This is a genomic window from Acinetobacter sp. XH1741, from assembly GCF_041021895.1.
Classification (GTDB): Bacteria; Pseudomonadota; Gammaproteobacteria; order Pseudomonadales; family Moraxellaceae; genus Acinetobacter.
This window is the reverse complement of the sequence record NZ_CP157428.1, coordinates 1,119,799-1,139,594: the sequence shown is the minus strand read 5'-3', so window position 1 is coordinate 1,139,594 and position 19,796 is coordinate 1,119,799. Positions and strand designations below refer to the sequence as shown.

General features: G+C 38.7%; 15 protein-coding genes and 1 pseudogene. 3 read left to right on the top strand and 13 right to left on the bottom strand.

Annotated features, from left to right (window positions below):
• Nucleotides 1–2: 2 nt before the first annotated feature.
• The gene (locus ABLB96_RS05490) at nt 3–896 is read right to left on the bottom strand and encodes a LysR family transcriptional regulator (RefSeq protein ID WP_348895560.1); all 894 of its coding nucleotides are present in this window, start codon (nt 894–896) and stop codon (nt 3–5) included.
• A 102-nt stretch (nt 897–998) separates the two neighbouring features.
• On the opposite strand from ABLB96_RS05490, the gene ABLB96_RS05485 reads away from it, so the two are divergent.
• Nucleotides 999–1,121: a hypothetical protein gene (locus ABLB96_RS05485; protein ID WP_348895561.1), complete on the top strand. Its 123-nt coding sequence runs from the start codon at nt 999–1,001 to the stop codon at nt 1,119–1,121.
• A gap of 64 nt (nt 1,122–1,185) precedes the next feature.
• Here the strand turns inward: ABLB96_RS05485 and ABLB96_RS05480 are convergent, their stop codons facing one another.
• From ABLB96_RS05480 to ABLB96_RS05450, 7 genes are all read right to left on the bottom strand, one after another.
• The gene (locus ABLB96_RS05480; RefSeq protein ID WP_348895562.1) at nt 1,186–1,947 is read right to left on the bottom strand and encodes a tRNA threonylcarbamoyladenosine dehydratase; all 762 of its coding nucleotides are present in this window, start codon (nt 1,945–1,947) and stop codon (nt 1,186–1,188) included.
• Nucleotides 1,948–2,313: 366 nt separating this feature from the next.
• Nucleotides 2,314–5,070 (bottom strand): aconitate hydratase AcnA, encoded by a 2,757-nt coding sequence (gene acnA / locus ABLB96_RS05475; RefSeq protein WP_348895563.1) that lies wholly within the window; start codon nt 5,068–5,070, stop codon nt 2,314–2,316.
• A 124-nt stretch (nt 5,071–5,194) separates the two neighbouring features.
• Nucleotides 5,195–6,007: a TatD family hydrolase gene (locus ABLB96_RS05470; protein WP_348895564.1), complete on the bottom strand. Its 813-nt coding sequence runs from the start codon at nt 6,005–6,007 to the stop codon at nt 5,195–5,197.
• Nucleotides 6,007–6,948 (bottom strand): RsiV family protein, encoded by a 942-nt coding sequence (locus tag ABLB96_RS05465; protein ID WP_348895684.1) that lies wholly within the window; start codon nt 6,946–6,948, stop codon nt 6,007–6,009. Before ABLB96_RS05465 ends, ABLB96_RS05470 begins: the two co-directional genes overlap by 1 nt.
• Nucleotides 6,949–7,035: 87 nt before the next feature.
• Complete coding sequence (locus ABLB96_RS05460) at nt 7,036–7,878, bottom strand: hypothetical protein (protein ID WP_348895565.1); 843 nt, start codon at nt 7,876–7,878, stop codon at nt 7,036–7,038.
• A gap of 69 nt (nt 7,879–7,947) precedes the next feature.
• Nucleotides 7,948–9,540 (bottom strand): peptide chain release factor 3, encoded by a 1,593-nt coding sequence (locus tag ABLB96_RS05455; protein ID WP_348895566.1) that lies wholly within the window; start codon nt 9,538–9,540, stop codon nt 7,948–7,950.
• Nucleotides 9,541–9,767: 227 nt separating this feature from the next.
• On the bottom strand, nt 9,768–10,631 hold the full coding sequence (locus tag ABLB96_RS05450) for a hypothetical protein (protein WP_348895567.1): 864 nt from the start codon (nt 10,629–10,631) through the stop codon (nt 9,768–9,770).
• A 330-nt stretch (nt 10,632–10,961) separates the two neighbouring features.
• On the opposite strand from ABLB96_RS05450, the gene ABLB96_RS05445 reads away from it, so the two are divergent.
• Complete coding sequence (locus ABLB96_RS05445) at nt 10,962–11,534, top strand: TetR/AcrR family transcriptional regulator (protein ID WP_348895568.1); 573 nt, start codon at nt 10,962–10,964, stop codon at nt 11,532–11,534.
• A 200-nt stretch (nt 11,535–11,734) separates the two neighbouring features.
• Here ABLB96_RS05445 and ABLB96_RS05440 read toward each other — a convergent pair.
• The 5 genes and pseudogenes from ABLB96_RS05440 to ABLB96_RS05420 form a co-directional block, all read right to left on the bottom strand.
• A pseudogene (locus ABLB96_RS05440) lies at nt 11,735–12,296 on the bottom strand (TetR/AcrR family transcriptional regulator).
• 607 nt (nt 12,297–12,903) lie between these two features.
• Nucleotides 12,904–14,958, bottom strand: coding sequence for an EAL domain-containing protein (locus ABLB96_RS05435; RefSeq protein WP_348895569.1), 2,055 nt, complete (start codon nt 14,956–14,958; stop codon nt 12,904–12,906).
• A 462-nt stretch (nt 14,959–15,420) separates the two neighbouring features.
• Nucleotides 15,421–16,437, bottom strand: a complete 1,017-nt coding sequence (gene ilvC, locus ABLB96_RS05430; RefSeq protein WP_057075715.1) for a ketol-acid reductoisomerase — start codon at nt 16,435–16,437, stop codon at nt 15,421–15,423.
• Nucleotides 16,438–16,469: 32 nt separating this feature from the next.
• The gene (gene ilvN, locus ABLB96_RS05425) at nt 16,470–16,961 is read right to left on the bottom strand and encodes an acetolactate synthase small subunit (protein ID WP_309456214.1); all 492 of its coding nucleotides are present in this window, start codon (nt 16,959–16,961) and stop codon (nt 16,470–16,472) included.
• Entirely contained in the window at nt 16,961–18,685 is a 1,725-nt protein-coding gene (locus ABLB96_RS05420) for an acetolactate synthase 3 large subunit (RefSeq protein ID WP_348895570.1), read from the bottom strand. The genes ilvN and ABLB96_RS05420 overlap by 1 nt, the downstream gene beginning before the upstream one ends.
• Nucleotides 18,686–19,188: 503 nt before the next feature.
• Between ABLB96_RS05420 and ABLB96_RS05415 the strand changes: the two genes are divergently transcribed.
• Complete coding sequence (locus ABLB96_RS05415) at nt 19,189–19,527, top strand: DUF4124 domain-containing protein (RefSeq protein WP_348895571.1); 339 nt, start codon at nt 19,189–19,191, stop codon at nt 19,525–19,527.
• Nucleotides 19,528–19,796: the final 269 nt, after the last annotated feature.

The window sequence follows — 19,796 nt, the reverse complement described above, 5'->3', positions numbered from 1 at the left end:
CACTAAGATTGAAACATTTGATGAATTCGCTCAGCGCAGTGCTGAATCACTTCATCCTGATCTTTTCTATAGACCAGTAATACTTCTGAAAGCGATAAATGATCTATCAAAGGTAATAGCTTTACCTGTTCTGGTAATATTTCTTGGTACTCTTGAGGAACAATACTAATTCCTAAATTTGCAGAGACCAATTGTAGCTGAGAAACCTTGCGAGATTGAATCGGGGCTTTTCGTAGGATAAATCCTGCAGCCAAACATAGGTTCGTGACCAAAAAACTTAAGCCGCCTCGCTGAGGAGAAGGCGTTGATACAAAGTACTGGTCTTTTAAATCCTTTAAATAAATACCTTCATTTTTGGCAAACTTAACATGATCAATATGCACAGCCAACATTAACGGCTCTTCATATAACTTAAGAATGTTAAGACCATCTAATGTATGCAGAACAGGCGGCCGAATTAGACCAATATCGATTTCGCCTTTCATTAACGCTAAGATTTGCTGCTCTGATGACAAGGTATTAATTTCAAAACTCATCTGCTGCGTTAAACTGACTTCTTTTAATATCTGAACTTTTTTATTGTCCATGACAATACTGCTTGAATGAGCAATTTTAATCTGGCGATTTTTTCCTTCAGAAACACTTTTAGAAAGATCAATTATTTCATTTAAGTAGAGCAGATTATTTTTTATTTTCTTATAAAAGACTTCTCCCGCTGTGGTGAGTTTTACTTTTTTATCAGTACGATCAAATAACTGAAACTCTATTTCTTCTTCTAATAGTTTCATTTGCCGACTTAAAGCAGACTGGGCAATAAATAAATTTTCCGAAGCAGCAGTAAAGCTCCCCTCCTCAACAATTTTTATGAAATATTGGAATTGCTTTAATGTAGGCATGACCATCTCAAAATTAGATCATTTAGGCTATTTTCTATATTAGATTAGATAATTAACCTTGGCTAGAATTTTATCAAGACTATTTATTTGATTGAATTACTCATGAAATATCTAAAGGGTTTCGCGCTATTCAGCATTGTTATTCTAACTTTATGGTGTTTTAAATTTTATGATCAGCAGCTTCCAAAGCAGCCCGAACATGACACTATCGAGTTATATGATTAAATTGTTTTTTCTCAAAAAATAAAAGGCATGCCCTAATCTAAGCGCATGCCTTTGAATATTGAATCTAGGCTTTCTTTAAATCGAGCTTTTTCAAAACTTCTGCTACAGCAATCATGGCAAAGCTTGAAGTCACGACCACGGCAGACCCATAGCCACCACAGCGTAAGCCCGCTGATGGGCAAACATCTGCACTTGAAAATGGATTATCAATCGAATAAATACAGGTAATCCCAAATTTCTCTTTTGGCTTTTTACAAATGCCGCGAGCGCGAAGTTGACTACGTAGCTTCGCTAACATTGGGTCTTGCTCTGTTTTTGATAAATCTGCCACGCGAATTTTAAGTGGATCGAGTTTACCACCTGCTCCGCCCGATACAATCAAAGGAATTTTATTAAAACGACAATGAAGCATTAAAGCCAGTTTTGCTTTAACGTCATCAATACAGTCCAAAACAATGTCTGGTACAGGGTTTAAAAGCTCCGTGACATTTTCAGGTGTTAAGAAGTCATCAATAATATTAACTTTAATACGTGGGTTAATTTGACGGCAACGCTCCGCCATAATCTCAACTTTTTCACAGCCCAGAGTTGATGTCATTGCAGGTAGTTGACGGTTTACATTTGATGCAGCAACCACGTCCATATCGACTAATGTAATCTCACCAATACCTGTACGTGCTAAAGCTTCTACAGCCCAACTACCAACCCCACCAATACCAATCACCATCACATGACTTTGTTCGTAGTGCTGGAACGATGAATCACCATAAATTTTGGCTACACCTGCAAAACGGCGGTCATATTCATCTTGTTGGAGATCGGTCATTGCTACTCTTTGAGGGGATATAAAACACGGAGAGTATTTTACTGCTTTTCAGACGAAAGTGTATTTTAGATCAAAGAAAACTTAAGACTATGATGTTTAAACTCACGACAAGTCTTATCATTATAATTCAAGTACTAACAGCTAAATCTTCTTACTTTTTTAAAAAAGTAAGCAAAAACTTTCTCATTCACAAAACCTGTCATCTGTTCACGAGTATCAAAAGAATCGCAGAAACTATTATCTTTTTATAACGGGCAGGTTGTGAATGATGATTAGCTCAAGCAAATAAAAGGAAAAGTTCTAATGTAAAAACTCAATTAATACCAACCAATACAAATATTGATTGGTATTAATCTCAAAATAACATTAACCAGCAATCAAATTCCGCAACACATAATGCAAAATACCACCAGCTTTAAAGTACTCGACCTCATTTAACGTATCAATTCGACATAACACATTAAAATGACTCGCGACTCCATTTGGCCCTTTCACATCAACTTCCAAAATTTGATGAGGCTGAATGCCATCCGATAAACCACGAATCGAGATAACCTCATGACCGGTTAAGTTAAGCGACTGTCTGGTTTGACCATCAACAAACTGTAGTGGCAACACGCCCATACCCACCAAGTTTGAACGGTGAATACGCTCAAAACTCTCGGCAATGACAGCTTTTACACCTAACAAGTTTGTTCCTTTGGCAGCCCAGTCACGAGAAGAGCCTGTTCCGTATTCTTTACCAGCAATAATGATAAGCGGGGTATGCTCTTGTTGGTAACGCATTGCAGCGTCATAAATGGCAAGCTTCTCACCACTTGGAATATGAATGGTATTACCACCCTCTTCACCACCCAGCATTTCGTTTTTAATACGAATGTTGGCAAAGGTACCTCGCATCATGACTTCATGATTACCACGTCGTGAACCATAAGAGTTGAAGTCTTTTGGCTCAACACCTTGCTCTTGTAAATAGCGGCCGGCCGGACTGTCTTTTTTGATATTACCCGCTGGTGAAATATGGTCGGTTGTTACCGAGTCACCAAGCACTGCCAAAATACGCGCCTGTTCAATATTCTTGATTGGTTTTGGTGGCTCACCAATTCCTTCAAAGAATGGCGGGTGACGAATATAAGTTGAGTTATCAGCCCATTCATAAGTTTTACTTTTTGGAATCTGGATTGATTGCCAACTTTCATCACCATCAAACACAGCAGCATATTCTTTATGGAACATGTCGGTATTTACTTTTTGCAAGACAGCATCGATTTCTGCCTGACTTGGCCAGATATCTTTTAAGTAAACAGGTTGCCCGTCTTTACCTTGCCCGATTGGTTGAGTCGTTAAGTCGGTACGGATATTACCAACCAAACCATAAGCCACAACAAGAGGTGGTGACGCAAGCCAGTTAGTTTTAACCAATGGGTGCACACGCCCTTCGAAGTTACGGTTACCTGAGAGTACGGATGCCACGTTTAAATCATGGCACTGAATTGCTTCTTCAATAGGTTCAGGTAGAGGCCCCGAGTTACCAATACATGTGGTGCAACCATAACCTACCAAGTTATAGCCCAACTCATCTAAATACGGCGTAAGCCCCGCTGCCAACAAATAATCCGTCACAACTTTAGAGCCGGGTGCAAGAGAACTTTTTACCCACGGTTTACGCTGCAAGCCTTTTTCAATGGCTTTTTTAGCAAGTAAACCTGCTGCCAGCATGACACTTGGGTTAGAAGTGTTGGTACAAGAAGTAATTGCCGAAATTACCACATCACCATGATTTAAAGGGTGTTCTTGTCCATCAATCACACAAGATGGACTGTCATGCTGAATACTAGATTTGGTCGCTTCTACAGCCGTACCGCCACCACCTTCATTTTCCAAACGCTCTTTGGCTTCTTTAGCAGGCTTGAGCGTTAACTCCATTAAGGCATTAAATGTTTTAGGTACTTCTGACAAAAGCACACGGTCTTGTGGGCGTTTTGGACCTGCCAAACTTGCCTGAACCGTACTCATATCTAAACTTAAAGTATCCGTGAAAACAGGTTCATCACCCGGATTACGCCATAAGCCTTGAGCCTTGCTGTAGGCCTCAACCAGTTCTATGCGGTCACTTTGACGGCCTGTTAATTTCAAATAACCCAAAGTCACTTCATCAATTGGGAAGAAACCACAAGTCGCACCATATTCAGGTGCCATATTGGCAATGGTCGCACGGTCAGCAAGTGGTAAATCAGCTAAGCCATCGCCATAGAACTCTACAAATTTACCTACCACACCTTTTTGACGTAGCATTTGAGTAATGGTTAGCACCAAATCGGTTGCCGTAATCCCCTCTGGTAATTTGCCTGTCAGTTTAAAACCAATCACCTCAGGAATAAGCATAGAGATAGGTTGGCCCAACATTGCAGCTTCCGCTTCAATACCACCCACGCCCCAACCCAGTACCCCTAAACCATTAATCATGGTGGTATGTGAGTCTGTACCGACCAAAGTATCTGGAAAAGCAAAGGTTTGACCGTTGTCTTCACCTAGCCATACCGCTTGAGCCAAATATTCCAAATTGACCTGATGGCAAATACCCGTACCCGGTGGCACCACACTAAAGTTATTAAATGCAGATTGTCCCCAACGTAAAAACTGATATCGCTCGCCATTACGCTGCATTTCAATTTGAACGTTTTCTTCAAAAGCCTGATCATCGGCAAAATAATCGACCATCACAGAGTGGTCAATGACTAAATCTACAGGTGATAAAGGATTAATTTTTTCAGGGTTACCGCCTGCTTGTGCCATTGCAGCACGCATTGCAGCCAAGTCAACTACCGCAGGAACACCTGTAAAGTCTTGCATTAAAACACGTGCAGGTCGATATTGAATTTCCTGATCGGAGCTACGGGTTTTTAGCCACTCTGCCAACGCATGAATGTGTTCCGTTTTAACACTGTGCTGATCTTCAAACCGTAATAAGTTTTCCAACAATACTTTTAATGATTTCGGCAGTTTTGCAATGTCACCTAGCTTTTTCTCGGCTTGGGTTAAGCTAAAAATCTGATATTTGCTGGAACCTACTGTTAGCGTCTGTAAAGCATTAAAACTATTGATATTGCTATACTTAGCCATTGGGTTATCCTCCCATGTCTGGCAATGTTATTTTTCACGTTTTTACAAGTTGTTTTCTTACTTTAAGCTTCTTTTTTCATCACTGTGTTTTGTTTTAGTTACTATTTCTAATCTTTGATTTTTATTACGATAATTTCAAAGCAGATAATGAGTTTTTCCACAGTTTTTCTGCTAAATCTGACTCTGACATATTTAAATTTTCGGCCAAACTTTTTAATACAAAAGGTAAGTTCACAGGCGTATTTCGGGTGCGCTGTTCAGTAGAGGTTTGACAGCAAAGCGGTGTCATATCTGGGCAGTCTGTTTCAATCACTAAATGCTCAGCACCGATTGCCTGCACAACGGTATGAAGCTTTTTCGCATTTGGGTTGGTAATTTGCCCCGTCACACCAATTTTAAAACCGAGTTTAATTAACCCTTTCGCCTCTTCTACCCCACCACTAAAAGCATGAGCAATGCCACCAAGTTTAAACTTATGCGCTTTTAATATAGCAAGCACATCGCCATGCGCTTTACGAATATGAAGTAACACAGGTTTCTGATATTGGGTTGCCAGTTCTAACTGCTCAGCAAAATATTGCTTTTGCTTGGCGTATATTTCAGGCTGTTTATGTTCTTTTAAAAAAGTATCTAAACCAATTTCACCGACAGCCACACAGTCTTGTTGCTGCAAAATTTGCTCAAGATGAGCAAGATGTTCTGGCTTGTGCTGTTCAATATAAAACGGATGCAACCCCGGCGCTAAATAGGATGTGGGTACATTGTTCCAATGCTTGAGCTGATGATGAGTTTGTAGCAACTCATCAAAGCGTGATTGCAAAAAACCAATTAACACCAGCGCATCTACCCCCACTTTTTTAGCATCGAGTGCTAACTGTTGCCGATCTTCATCAAAATCGGCAACATCAAAATGGGTATGGGTATCAAACAAATGCATTAATTAGCACTTTTTGCAGCAGGTGCCGAAGCAGCTTGAGCCTTAGGCTTTGGCAAATACTCTTCTTTCAATACATCCTGTAATTGGTCATACGGGATGACTAAACGAGGCAGCCCGACTACATAAGGCCCAATTTCATATTCGCCATATTGCAGAATCAAGCCCTGATCGCCTAACAAGAAATTTTCTGTGAGCTTAAACGGCCAAGCTTGTTCATATTCACTCACACTATTAGCAAGTTTTGAGTCTGTCACCCAAGCTTTAAATGCCTCATGAGCCAACTTTTCTAGCGCTGCTTTTTTCTCTGGACGTAGCAAGTTTTCAAGTTTGACCTGCTTTTGTTCTTTTAAATCAAAATTGTAATAGTGCTGTGCTGCCGAACCATGTGCCCCGCCCAAATAACTACTACTATTTACAACAACAGTCACCACTTTACCTTGCGACTGTATGATTTTAGGCTTCACTAAAAGATTAATCTGATGATTATTACTTAACGCTTTGAGTTCATTGTCTAGACCAATAAATGAATTTGCATAACGTTGAACCTGAGCATCGAAACTATCTTGTTGATCTGCTGCAACGACTGCCGAAGCTTCTGCCTTTTTATCGGCTTTTGCTGCTTTTGCATCTGGCTCTGCAATTTCAAGAATCTGACCGAGTGCTTTTAAAACTTGTTGATCAATAATCTTGTCAATAAAAGGATAATTACTTTGCAGGCGCTCTACTGTAAATTCAGGGCAAGTTTTACCACTACAGTCTGGTAAAATCACCTTACTTGAAACTGTTTCTCCTTTTAGAGTCAGCTCTACAGGCTTTTGTTCAACCACAGCTGGTTTTTGCTGATCTTTCGACTCTTTAGGATCACTTTTAGGCTGACATGCCACTAAAAATATAGCAGAAGCAAGTAGCGTTAAACGTAGCGAGGCCTTAGCAGTTAACATCATATTTTGCCTTTATTCTGAAAAGATTATGCATAACTCATATGAAGTTAGCGCATCTAAATGTAGGTTGCAAATTCTGCTACCAACTTAAAACATTTGTGCATAAACCTCAGGTTGTAATATTTTTTTAGTTTGCTCTGTGGTTAAGTAAATATCGAGCTGAGGCGCATCTTTGGTAATCTGATTTGCCTGATAATGCAGACCTACCCCTTCACCATCAAAGAACCAATCGGCTTGGCCCCAATATAAGGTTTTTGGCGCATCTTTTTTGACATCATCGTTTTGCTTTTTCAACCAATCTTGATAAGCGGTTTGAACAAGTTGATGGACTGAGGTTTGTTGATCTTTGTTCACAACATCAAGCAAGCTTAAGCTTTTATGCAATTTACGATCGGCCACAAAAAAGTAGTAACGATCTTTTATCGTGATCTCTTCTTGTTTACTGTCCAAAGCCAATTGCAACAACACATACTGATTACGCTGCGAAGCAATGCGCGTATGAATGTGTAATTCATAAGCACGATTTTTAGAATATTTTTCTTGCCATTCATCCGACTTTTTAACGTAAGCATTTATGGCTTGTTGCAGGCTTAAATCTTTTTTCAAATCAATTTGAGACTGAATCACTTTAGCCTGACTTTTTTCAATCCAGCTATTTAACCAAGTGTCTTGAGTTTTTATCGTTTGAATATCGACATCAATACAGTTTTTCTTTTCACAAAACGGTACTGCATAACTTGCCTTGGTTTCGGTCAAGTTTAAATACGGTAAAACCTCTGCCTTTTCAGTAGGATGTTCTTGGGCAGAAGCTGTAGTTTTTTGAGAAGATGATGAGGAATGTGTGTTTTTCCAGACAAACGCCGAAATAGCAGAAATTAATGCAATGACTGCAACTACAAGCCCAATTATTGCCTTTTTACTCAAATTCATCTCATCATCCTTTCTTATTTTTCAAAACAAAACAGCTTCTATTCGAAGCTGTTTGTCACATTTACATGATTAGTGTTCACGTGTATTACGGAACTGAATATCAGGCCAACGCTCTTGCATAATCTGCAAGTTTACTCGGCTCGGCGCAAGATACGTTAAGTGTCCGCCACCATCAATTGAAAGTTGGTCGTGTGCTTTTTTCTTAAAGTCATTCAGAATCTTTTCATCATCACAATGAATCCAGCGCACAGTATTTACACTTACTGGCTCGTACACACAGTCAACTTTATATTCTTCTTTCAAACGATAAGCAACAACGTCAAACTGAAGTACACCCACTGCGCCCACAATCAAATCATTGCTAATTTGAGGCATAAATACCTGAGTTGCACCTTCTTCAGACAACTCTTTCAAACCTTTTTGCAATTGTTTTGACTTTAATGGGTCTCTTAAACGTACACGGCGGAACATTTCTGGCGCGAAGTGAGGAATACCCGTGAAGTGAAGATCTTCACCGCTTGTGAAAGTATCACCAATCTGGATGGTACCGTGGTTATGTAAACCAATAATATCACCCGGCCATGCTTCTTCTAAATGCTCACGCTCACCCGCCAAGAAAGTTAACGCATCACTAATGCGGACTTCTTTACCAATACGCACGTGATTCATTTTCAGACCTTTCTCGTATTTACCTGAACAAATACGCATGAAGGCAATACGGTCACGGTGTTTAGGGTCCATGTTGGCTTGAATTTTAAATACAAAACCAGAGAAACCTTCTTCTTTCGCTTCAACCACACGTTCTTGCGTTGGATGCGCTTTAGGTTCTGGCGCCCAATTCATAAATGCATCTAGAACGTGGTCAACACCAAAGTTACCTAATGCTGTACCAAATAGAACAGGCGTTTGTTTACCTTGTAAAAAAAGCTCACGGTCTAATGGCTCGTTTGCCATTTGTACAAGCTCTAGCGACTCTTCAAAAGAAGCCCAAGCCAACTCACCTACTTTTTCACGAATGTCGGCATGGTCGTAGCCATCACGAACTTCAATATCGGTAATCGTTGAACCGAAACCTGCTTTGTACACATACAATTTATTTTCAAGAATATTGTATACACCAGCAAAATCACGTCCCATACCAAGCGGCCATGTAATCGGTACACAACGAATTTTTAAGACGCTTTCAATTTCGTCTAATAACTCAAGTGGCTCACGAATTTCGCGGTCCATTTTGTTGACGAACGAAATAATTGGTGTGTCACGCATACGGCACACTTCCATCAATTTGATGGTACGTTCTTCGACACCTTTTGCACCGTCAATTACCATAAGTGCTGAGTCAACGGCAGTAAGCGTACGATAAGTATCTTCCGAGAAGTCTTCGTGCCCCGGTGTATCGAGTAAGTTAATCGTGTGACCTTTGTATGGGAACTGCATAACAGACGTGGTGATCGAAATACCACGTTCTTTTTCCATTTCCATCCAGTCAGATGTAGCAGCACGGTCAGATTTACGGCTTTTTACCATCCCTGCAACCTGAATCGCTTTACCCCATAACAACAGCTTTTCTGTCATGGTGGTTTTACCGGCATCGGGGTGGGAAATAATAGCAAATGTGCGTCGTTGAGCGACCTGTGCCGCTAACTCATCTTTAAAACTCATGAAATACACCTACTGCGGAGATTGCAGTGCCAAAGATCTAAAGTCGATCAAAATAAAAATTGGCGTAATTGTAGCAGATTTATAGGTACTGTTTAGAGATTGTTGAATTGTCTGCCCGTGTTTTCATGTCTGGAATATTTTTCGTGAAGCCCTAAAGAACTCATAGCGTTCACCATTAAAAAAGCCTGTCCAATATCGACAGGCTTTTTATGAATAAACTTAGAAACTTATGCCAGTTTCTTTTCTTCAATTAATTGAACATGGGCAATTTGGGCATCCCAAAACTCAGTCCATAACGCACAATAATCAAGACAGAGTTGAGTCAAGTTATCGTAGTCCGCTTTGGTAATGGCTTGAGCCAATGCATACCATAGGTCATCTTGATGGTCATCGTCAGCCGCTTCTGCCGTTTCATCGGTCGAAACACCATGCACATGGTAATAACCACCACCCTCAACATCAATATTTACAAACTTGGTTGCTTGTCTTAATGGTGGACTAAAAAGAATAACTTCTTCTTCGGCCACAGCCAATAAAGCCACTACATTGATATAACGATCATAAGAAGCTTCTAAAAATGTTCTCACCTGATCTGCAATTATTGAAGGTTTATAATTACGACGGTCAGCTTCAGTCAAACCATAGTCATTAAGTAAATCTTCATATAAAGGATAATGTGCATATTCAGGATTCCCCAAATAATAATTATCTTTGCCTAAACCCGGTCTAAAACCAAATTCATCAAGTATATTTAAACTTAATAATACTCGTGGAAACATTTTAGCCCCAGAGTGAAGCTCTGGTTCAAGTTGTTTTGTGAGGAACTGTGCCTTTAATAAAGCATCAGTAAAAATTTGTACAATGGCATGACGGTACTCTAAATGAATACGTGTCAAGGTTATTTTATCAAGATAACCGTTATTTAATATTTCAATTGCTGGATGTGTACTTACTGGCAATTGTGCGATTTTATTTCTTAACTGTTTAAGAAACTTTAAGTTTTCTTCCCATTGTTGGGCGGGAATACTATCTTTCATCCCCTGCAAAGCTTTTTGTCTTGGATTATCAAAATCTTCAAATTTTTTTGACATAATCATTCTCAATAAAAAGTTTTTCTTATAGTTAAGTTCAAGGTCATCCCTCTATTTCCATTTCGCACACAGTCGCTAAAAGGATAAATTCCGTATACCCATACTTAACGAATTGATATTATGTTTATTATCTCAACAAATCAATGGATTAATTAATATTATTTAAAAAAGTAAACTATTGCCAATAATATATACATTTTTACACTTTTTAAAATAAACCAACCTATTGAATAAATATAGTTTTTTAAATATCATAAAATAAGTTTTATTTAAGCTTTCATACTTTACAATAGCAAAGTTAATCAAAAAATATCTATGACGGGGCAACCAATGTCAAAAAGAGAAACTATTATAACAACAGCAATGAACCTTTTTAATCAGAAAAGTTATACCTCTATTGGGGTTGACAAAATTATTGCTGAATCCAATGTGGCGAAAATGACTTTTTATAAGTATTTCTCTTCTAAAGAAAATTTAATTGAGGAATGCCTTTATCAAAGGAATTTAGAAGTCCAAGCATCCTTATTAGAAAAAGTTAATAAAATCGATAACCCATTAAATAAACTTAAAAATATTTTTAATTGGTATATCGACTGGATTAATACTGAAGACTTTAATGGCTGTTTATTTAAAAAAGCAACCATTGAAGTTATACAGCTCTATCCGTCTCTTAAAAACCAGATTAATAAATATCGAGAATGGGTTTTTAACTTAGTTTTATCAGCATTTGTGGAACTAGACATTGAAAGTCCAGAAGTGTTAAGTAGCCTTTTTCTTAATATTATTGATGGGCTTATTATTGACGGCAGTGTAAACAAGACACAAATTAATGCTGAACAAACATGGTCTTATATAAACAAACTGATTTTACTTGAAACAAATCAAGCATGTGCTGCGGCTTAAAATTTATAAGGCCGCTTTAACAAACCATGGTTAAATGTGAGTGGAGTTTGAATGATCGCTCCACCACATTACAAAAACCCATCTCATCTTTTTAGCTTTATAAAACTAGACTGATATGCACTACATACCAGCCTTAAGTATATAAATCTAACTCTTTTGAAGAGTCTTATGCATAAAATTATAGTGTTGCCTAAGCTCATTTATTTCAATTCATCATTAAGCAAAATACCCTTTAAAATATACTCCAATAGCAACTCTCGCTGATCTCCCCTGTTTTCATCTAGTAGCTGAATAATTACCCCATCCATCGCAAACAAAAACATATAGGCATCTTTTTGGGTGGCCTTTTCAGTGCTTGCCAAAAGCAAATGATAAGTTTCATTTATGAACCAGTTTCGGTACTGCACAACCACTTCATACGCAGCAGGATAGATTTTTTCAATTTCAAAAATAGCCCTAAAGAGCAAGTAATAGTTACCCTCTAAATGGGTATGTAAAAAGAAAAGCGCCTTTAGCTTTTCACGCAAACTTAAATCTTTTTGTATGTAAATGATCGAGATCACTTGTTCTTTTAGAGCATCTTTTTGAAAGTTTAAGCACATTTCAATCAGCCGCTCTTTAGAGTGGAAATAGTTATAAAATGAGGCTTTCGACTTTTATAAGGCGGTCTACACCAACGGTGTGAAAACCATGTTTACTAAAAAGATAGCGAGACTTATGTAGCGCACTTAGCGCGCGAAATGAGAGATCTGAATATGGCATATATGTACCGTTATAAAATAATTTCTTATTGTGTCTAAATGAGATAAAACAGCTGCAACTTTTGCTTTAGGCAAAAAAAGCATGCAAAGGCCCCAAAGACTGCCCTAACGCATCTCAAGTTTTATTGTTGATATGATTTTTTAGTCGTGACGAACTAAAGTCTGAAAACTCAAAAGTAATCAAACCCTGTTAAAGACTAATCTGGTGGTGTAAAAATAGTATGCATAGCCAACTCCTTATATTTGGAGTTCTGCCAAAGCATTAATTTAGAATTATGGTGGCAGAACGAAAGAGGGTTGACAGACTGGTACGACGCCAGCACACCCGAAGGTGTCCCTCTCCCGTCCTACCGCTACGGGAGGAGACGAGGAGCTTACACACAGAACTATCCCTCAGAAGGGAAAACTCTGATGCGGTCGTATGTGGTCTGTCAAAACCACCTGGCAATGTAGGCCAGCAGGCAAAGGATAATCTGAGAGTTTAGAAGTGTCAATGTGGAATTTATGCCAAGATTTTAAAATTCTTATTGTTTTTCATTAGATTAATTAAATTATTGTTTTAGATATTATATAAACAAGCATTCTTTTAAATTTAACTGAATGCTAGATTAAACAAAATGAGCGCCTTGTGACTGGATCAGTTGCCCTACATTTACAGGCATTCCCAACAAATAACCTTGGAACTGCTGACAGCCTAAACGCGTTAAAATCTCAACTTGCTGCTGAGTTTCGACCCCTTCTGCGGTTACAGTCAAACCTAGCTTTTTCGCCAAATGAATAATACTTTCTAAAATGACTTCTTCTTTTGAACCCGGCTTTAAATCTACAATAAAACCACGGTCAATTTTAAGCTCATCTACAGGTAAATCTTTTAAATACAAGAAGCTTGAGTGCCCTGTCCCAAAGTCATCAATCGCCACTCGAATACCCATATCTCGCAGCCGCTCACAAGCACGAATACTTAAGTCAATATGCCGCATTGCCGTCGATTCAGTAATTTCAACAATAAGATGATGAGGCTGGATCTGGTATTTTTTTAATAGGTCTTCAAGCGTACTAAAGAGCTTTTTATTTTCAAACTGTAAAGCTGATAAATTGACAGCAACTGGATAAAACTGAGTATTGCTGCGCTCCCATTCCTGAATTTGCTGACACGCTTGCTCAAGTGCCCAATATCCCATTGGAATAATTAAACCTGTCTTTTCTGCTCCACCAATAAACATGTGTGGTGTGAGCATACCCAAAGATGGATGGTTCCAGCGAATGAGTGCCTCTACCCCACAAATCTCAAGATTGGTATTAAACTTCGGCTGGTAATAGAGAACGAATTGTTTTTCATCGACTGCTTTATATAAATCATTGATCAGTTTTGACTGACTTCTTGTTTCTTGCTGGTGGGTAGAATAACTAAAGACGGTGTAAGTATTTCGACCTTGCTCTTTAGACATGAGCATGGCGGCATCGGCATTCATCAGTAGGTCTTGAACATTTTGTCCATGCTCTGGAAATATTGCGATGCCCAGACTTGCTGAAATATTAATTTCTTTACCCGAAATTTGGTAACTTTCTTGAATGAGCTGTAATACTTTTTCAGCTAAATACATCGCGCCATCAGTATCTGTATTTTCAGCAATTAATAAAAACTCATCGCCCCCAATTCGGAGTAACTTACATTTTTCATTGAGTTGCCAATGTAACCGATTGGCCATTTGAATAAGAAGTTGATCACCAATGTGGTGTCCGAAAGCATCATTTACCGATTTAAATCGATCTAAATCTATATAGAGAAAAGCTATTTTTTGTTCTTTATAACGATAATCTGAAAGGAGAACTTCTGCATAATCAACCAAGTAAAGTCGGTTGGGTAGTTTAGTTAAGTTATCTTGGATAGAGAGTGTGGCTAGTTCTTTATTGGCTTTACGTAGTTCTAAATTTCGCTGGTTTAGTCGTTGCTCTAGCACGGCCACAATAAAACTCGCGACCAGTACCAAACAGGTCACTAAAATAATGGTAAAGAGCAACAAGTCATGTTCGGCCTGATATTGGCTCACAAATTTATCGGTAATATTGGTCGCAATGAGTGCCGTATAGTGCATGCCCATAATGCTTAAAGTCATCATGACCGCAAAAGATAGCTTTAAACTTATACGATTACGCTCGCTTTCTTTTAATTTATAAGCCAACAAAAACGCTAAGCCTGAACCACTCATGGCAATTAAAACAGAGAATAAAATTAAAAATGAGGTGTAATCTTTCTTATAAATATCAATATTCCAGCCTAGCATACTCACATAATATGAAGCGGAAATACCAATGCCCATAATGACTGAACTTAAGACCAACCTAAATAATGGTAGTGTGAAACGAGAAGTGAGCCAAAGTGCAACACAAGAAAGCACAGCACTAATGCCAAAAGAAAGAGTAATTAAAGGAAGATTCGCGTTGCCGGTTTCAAATAAATGGTAAGCATGCATGCCTACAATATGTACAATACTAATGGCTGCTGCGAGTAATAAACCGTTGAGTAATAAAATGAGCGGTTCAATCGTTTTATAAATTTTTTTGAAGATTAATTGCTCCATGGAAATCACGATATAACAAATAGCGCCAGCCGCAATAAAAGAGCCGACGATCAATGTGCTGTCGTAATCAACATGACCCATATTGGACTTCCATGATTATTCAATACTTTTTTTTATTTTGTTCAATTCACTGCACAAAATACAATTAAACACGTTAAAGAAATATTAGTAAATTTGACCTTTTCGGTCAGCTATAAACAATAACATTATCTAATATTTGGTCAAGTATTTTTTACTTTAGAAATCAATAAACTAACTAAAAATTAAGCATCCAATTATATGAAAAATATAGAATTTCTTTTCTCTAGGTCAGTTGACCTTAATGATGCTTTTTTAAGCTCTTTTCAAAGCCTTTAAAATAAAAAAACCTGCATTTAGCAGGTTTTTTTATTGCAATAGAAAAGAATATTAGTTCTTTTCTTTGTCTACGATCTTGTTCGCTTGGATCCATGGTATGAGCGAGGACTAGCAGAGCACTGCTCTGCCCGAGTGCAAGAGCGAAGTTTTACTTCGCTAACGCACGTTTCAAGCTAAAGAAAAAACTTAGTTTTTCTCTTTATCTACGATTTTGTTCGCTTGGATCCATGGCATCATGGCACGTAACTTATTACCAGTTACTTCAATACCGTGTGCAGCATTTTGACGACGACGAGCTGTCATAGATGGGTAGTTTAATGCACCCTCTTGGATGAACATCTTCGCGTATTCACCAGACTGAATACGTTTTAATGCATTACGCATTGCTTCACGAGACTGTTCGTTAATTACTTCAGTACCCGTTACATATTCACCGTACTCAGCGTTGTTAGAAACTGAGTAGTTCATGTCAGCGATACCGCCTTCGAACATCAAGTCAACGATTAACTTAAGCTCGTGTAAGCATTCGAAGTAAGCCATTTCTGGTGCATAACCAGCTTCAACTAAAGTTTCGAAGCCCATTTTCACAAGTTCAACAGCACCACCACAAAGAACTGCTTGCTCACCGAACAAGTCAGTTTCAGTTTCTTCACGGAATGAAGTTTCGATAATACCTGTACGGCCGCCACCTACACCAGAAGCGTAAGAAAGTGCAACGTTACGAGCATTACCAGAAGCATCTTGGTGAATTGCGATTAGGTCAGGAACACCTGAACCACGTTGGTATTCTGAACGTACAGTGTGACCAGGTGCTTTAGGCGCAACCATAATTACGTCTAAATCTTTACGTGGAACAACTTGGTTATAAAGAATAGAGAAACCATGAGCAAATGCTAAAGTCGCGCCTTCTTTGATGTTTGGCTCAATCACGTCACGGTAAAGTTGTGATTGGAATTCATCTGGAGTCAAAATCATTACGAGGTCAGCTTGCTTAACTGCAGCAGGAACTTCTGCAACTTTAAGACCAGCGTTTTCAGCTTTTTTCCAAGAAGCTGAACCAGCACGTAAACCTACAGTTACGTCTACACCTGAGTCTTTAAGGTTAAGTGCATGAGCATGACCTTGAGAACCGTAACCAATAATCGCTACTTTCTTGCCTTGGATGATTGATAAGTCACAGTCTTTATCGTAAAAAATTTGCATTTGTGTTCTCCGCTAAAATACTTTTTAAAAAATTAAATGGCTAAAACTTTTTCGCCACGGGCGATACCAGATACCCCTGAACGAACGACTTCAAGAATGGTGTTTTCTGAAAGTGCATCGATAAAACCATCTAATTTTTCAGTTGTCCCTGCTATTTGAATGGTATAGGTTGTTGGTGTTACGTCTACAATTTGCGCGCGAAAAATATCCGCAGTACGCTTAATTTCAGCACGTGAAGCACCTAATGCTTTTACTTTGATTAGCATAAGTTCACGCTCAATGTGCGAACCTTCTGATAAATCAACTACTTTAACCACCTCAACAAGCTTGTTGAGCTGTTTGGTAATTTGTTCAATTTTATGGTCATCGCCATAAGTCGTTAACGTCAAACGCGATAGTGTCGGGTCTTCGGTTGGTGCAACATTAAGTGTTTCAATGTTGTAGTTACGTTGACTGAACAACCCCACCAAACGAGAAAGCGCACCTGCTTCGTTTTCAACGAGTACAGAAATAATATGTCTCATTATGTACGCTCCCCTTTACCTAACCACATATCCTTCATTGACTGACCTGCGATCAGCATTGGATAAACATGTTCTGTGCGATCAACCATGACATTAATGAATACACATTTATCATTAATCGCCATTGCTTCAGCAAGCTTCGACTCTAATTCATCAGCATGATCAATTTGGATACCCACATGACCATAAGCTTCCATCAACTTGCCAAAATCAGGCAATGATTCAACATATGAGCTTGAGTGACGGCCTTCATAGTTCATATCTTGCCACTGTTTCACCATACCTAAAGCACGGTTATTCAAGCATAAGATCTTCACATTCATGCCGTATTGCTTACAAGTTGAAAGCTCTTGAATACACATTTGAATTGAAGCTTCACCCGTAATACAAACAACTTGTTGATCTGGGAAAGCAAGCTTCGCAGCCATGGCATAAGGTAAACCTACGCCCATGGTGCCTAATCCGCCTGAGTTAATCCATTGACGTGGACGTTTGTACTTGTAGTACAACGCACCAAACATTTGGTGCTGACCTACATCAGAAGTAATGATGGCTTCACCATTAGTCGCTTTATATAAAGCTTCAACAACTTGCTGTGGCTTCATTGTGCCATCAGTCGGAGTCTCAAACTTCAAACCATGGACTTTACGCCATCCATTAATTTGATCCCACCATGCAGCAATTGCTTCAGGATTTGGCTTAGATACATCCAATTGCTTCAACTGCGTCAACATTTCCTGAAGTACAGGCTCAACCGCCCCTACAATTGGAATATGCGCAATGATAGTTTTTGAAATGCTCGCCGGATCAATATCAATATGAATCACTTTGGCATTTACACAGAATTTTGCCGGATTATTGGTTACTCGGTCATCAAAACGCGCACCGATCGCAAGAATGACGTCAGCATTATGCATCGCCATATTTGCTTCATAAGTACCATGCATACCTAACATGCCCACGAACTGTGGATCATCGCCAGGGAAGCCACCAAGACCCATAAGTGTATTGGTTACTGGGTAGCCCAACAAATGAGCAAGTTCAGTCAATAATGCTGATGCATTACCTTGAACAACCCCACCACCTGTATAAATTACAGGACGTTTTGCACTTAAAAGTTCATCGATCGCTTTACGAATTTGACCAGAGTGACCACGTGAAGGCGGCTGATAAGAACGCATTTTCACTTTTTCAGGATATTCGTATGCAAACTTTTCAGCAGGATTCGTCGCATCTTTAGGAATATCGACGACAACCGGACCAGGGCGACCACTTGATGCGATATAGAATGCTTTTTTGATAATTGCAGGGATTTCACTTGCGTGACGGACCTGAAAGCTGTGTTTCACGATAGGACGTGAAATACCCACCATATCAGTTTCCTGGAAAGCGTCTTCACCAATCAGATGTGATGCAACCTGGCCAGACAAAATCACCATAGGGATTGAGTCCATATAAGCTGTTGCAATTGGAGTTACTGTATTGGTTGCGCCTGGGCCAGAAGTGACCAGTACTACGCCAGTCTTACCTGTAGCACGCGAGTATGCATCTGCCATATGACCAGCAGCTTGCTCATGGCGCACGAGGTAATGATTGATTTTGTCTTGTTGAAATAGCGCATCATAAATATGTAATACAGCGCCGCCTGGATAACCAAAAACATGTTCAACGCCTTCGTCCGCAAGAGCACGAACGAGCATTTCACCACCAGATAAAAGTTCCAACGTGATTCACCCTAAAATTTTTATCACTATTTATGGAAGGCACAAATAGTGTTTCATTCATTGAATTGTCTGCACTGTTATAGCACACATATTGTCTAGTTTTCGTCGCAATAGAAAAATTTCTGTTTTTCAGCCGTATAAGCTGTTTTAACATTAATAAAGCATGTCTGGATATACATACTTTAGTAAAATCAATCTCTCGGCTAGAGAGAATGTCTATTACAAAACATGACACTTATTCGAAGGGTGATCGAGTAAATGCATATAAAACTAGAGAAAGCATTTTTGTTGTTTCTATATACAAAGTCAAGAATAAAGAAATGGTTTTTCCATAAAAAATTTTAGCTGTTGTTTTTTTAAGCTAATTTTGAGCCGTAAATTTAGTTATTCCAGCCCGTTATTTCTTAAAAATTTCATTCTTTTTATATAAAAACATACTTTGCAAATTGCTTATTTATGAACTTTATTTGAATATAGACAGCATTCTTTGGGGAAGAACTGATATGAACTTATCTTATTTAAAAACAACCTTATATACAGCAGTCACAACCGCAATTTTACTGAGCTCAAGCCAAGGTCAGGCTCAGCAATATTATAAATGGATGGATAAAAGCGGCTCGACACATTACACCACGACGCCACCACCTAAAGGTGCGAAGCATTTGAACAAAGTTTCAACTTATGGCAGCCAAGCAATTCCAAAAACTTCTACATCAAGCCCAGAACAACAGCCTCAAGATAAAACAGAGAAAGTAGTACAAGATACAGCTAACGTCACACAAGAAAAAGCTGCGCCTGCTGTAGCAGTTCCACCTGCTCCATCTGCGTCAGCACCTCGATAAGTAAAATAGAAGTGGTGGATATTTTCACCACTTCTCTATGTATTAAAAATAAAGAAGATCACAAAATCCATTTCTAGTTATATGAGATAGGCGCTTAAAAAAAGAGCTTAATACTTCGCTCGAATGGGTCTATCTACAAAAGAAAGAGAAATGAATAAGTTGAAAAAACACAGCTGAATAAATAAATATTTTTGAGAAATTTTGAGTACTCTTATTAAAAGATAAAATCCTGATCTAAAAACTGACATTTTTGTCTATTTTGCGCTATG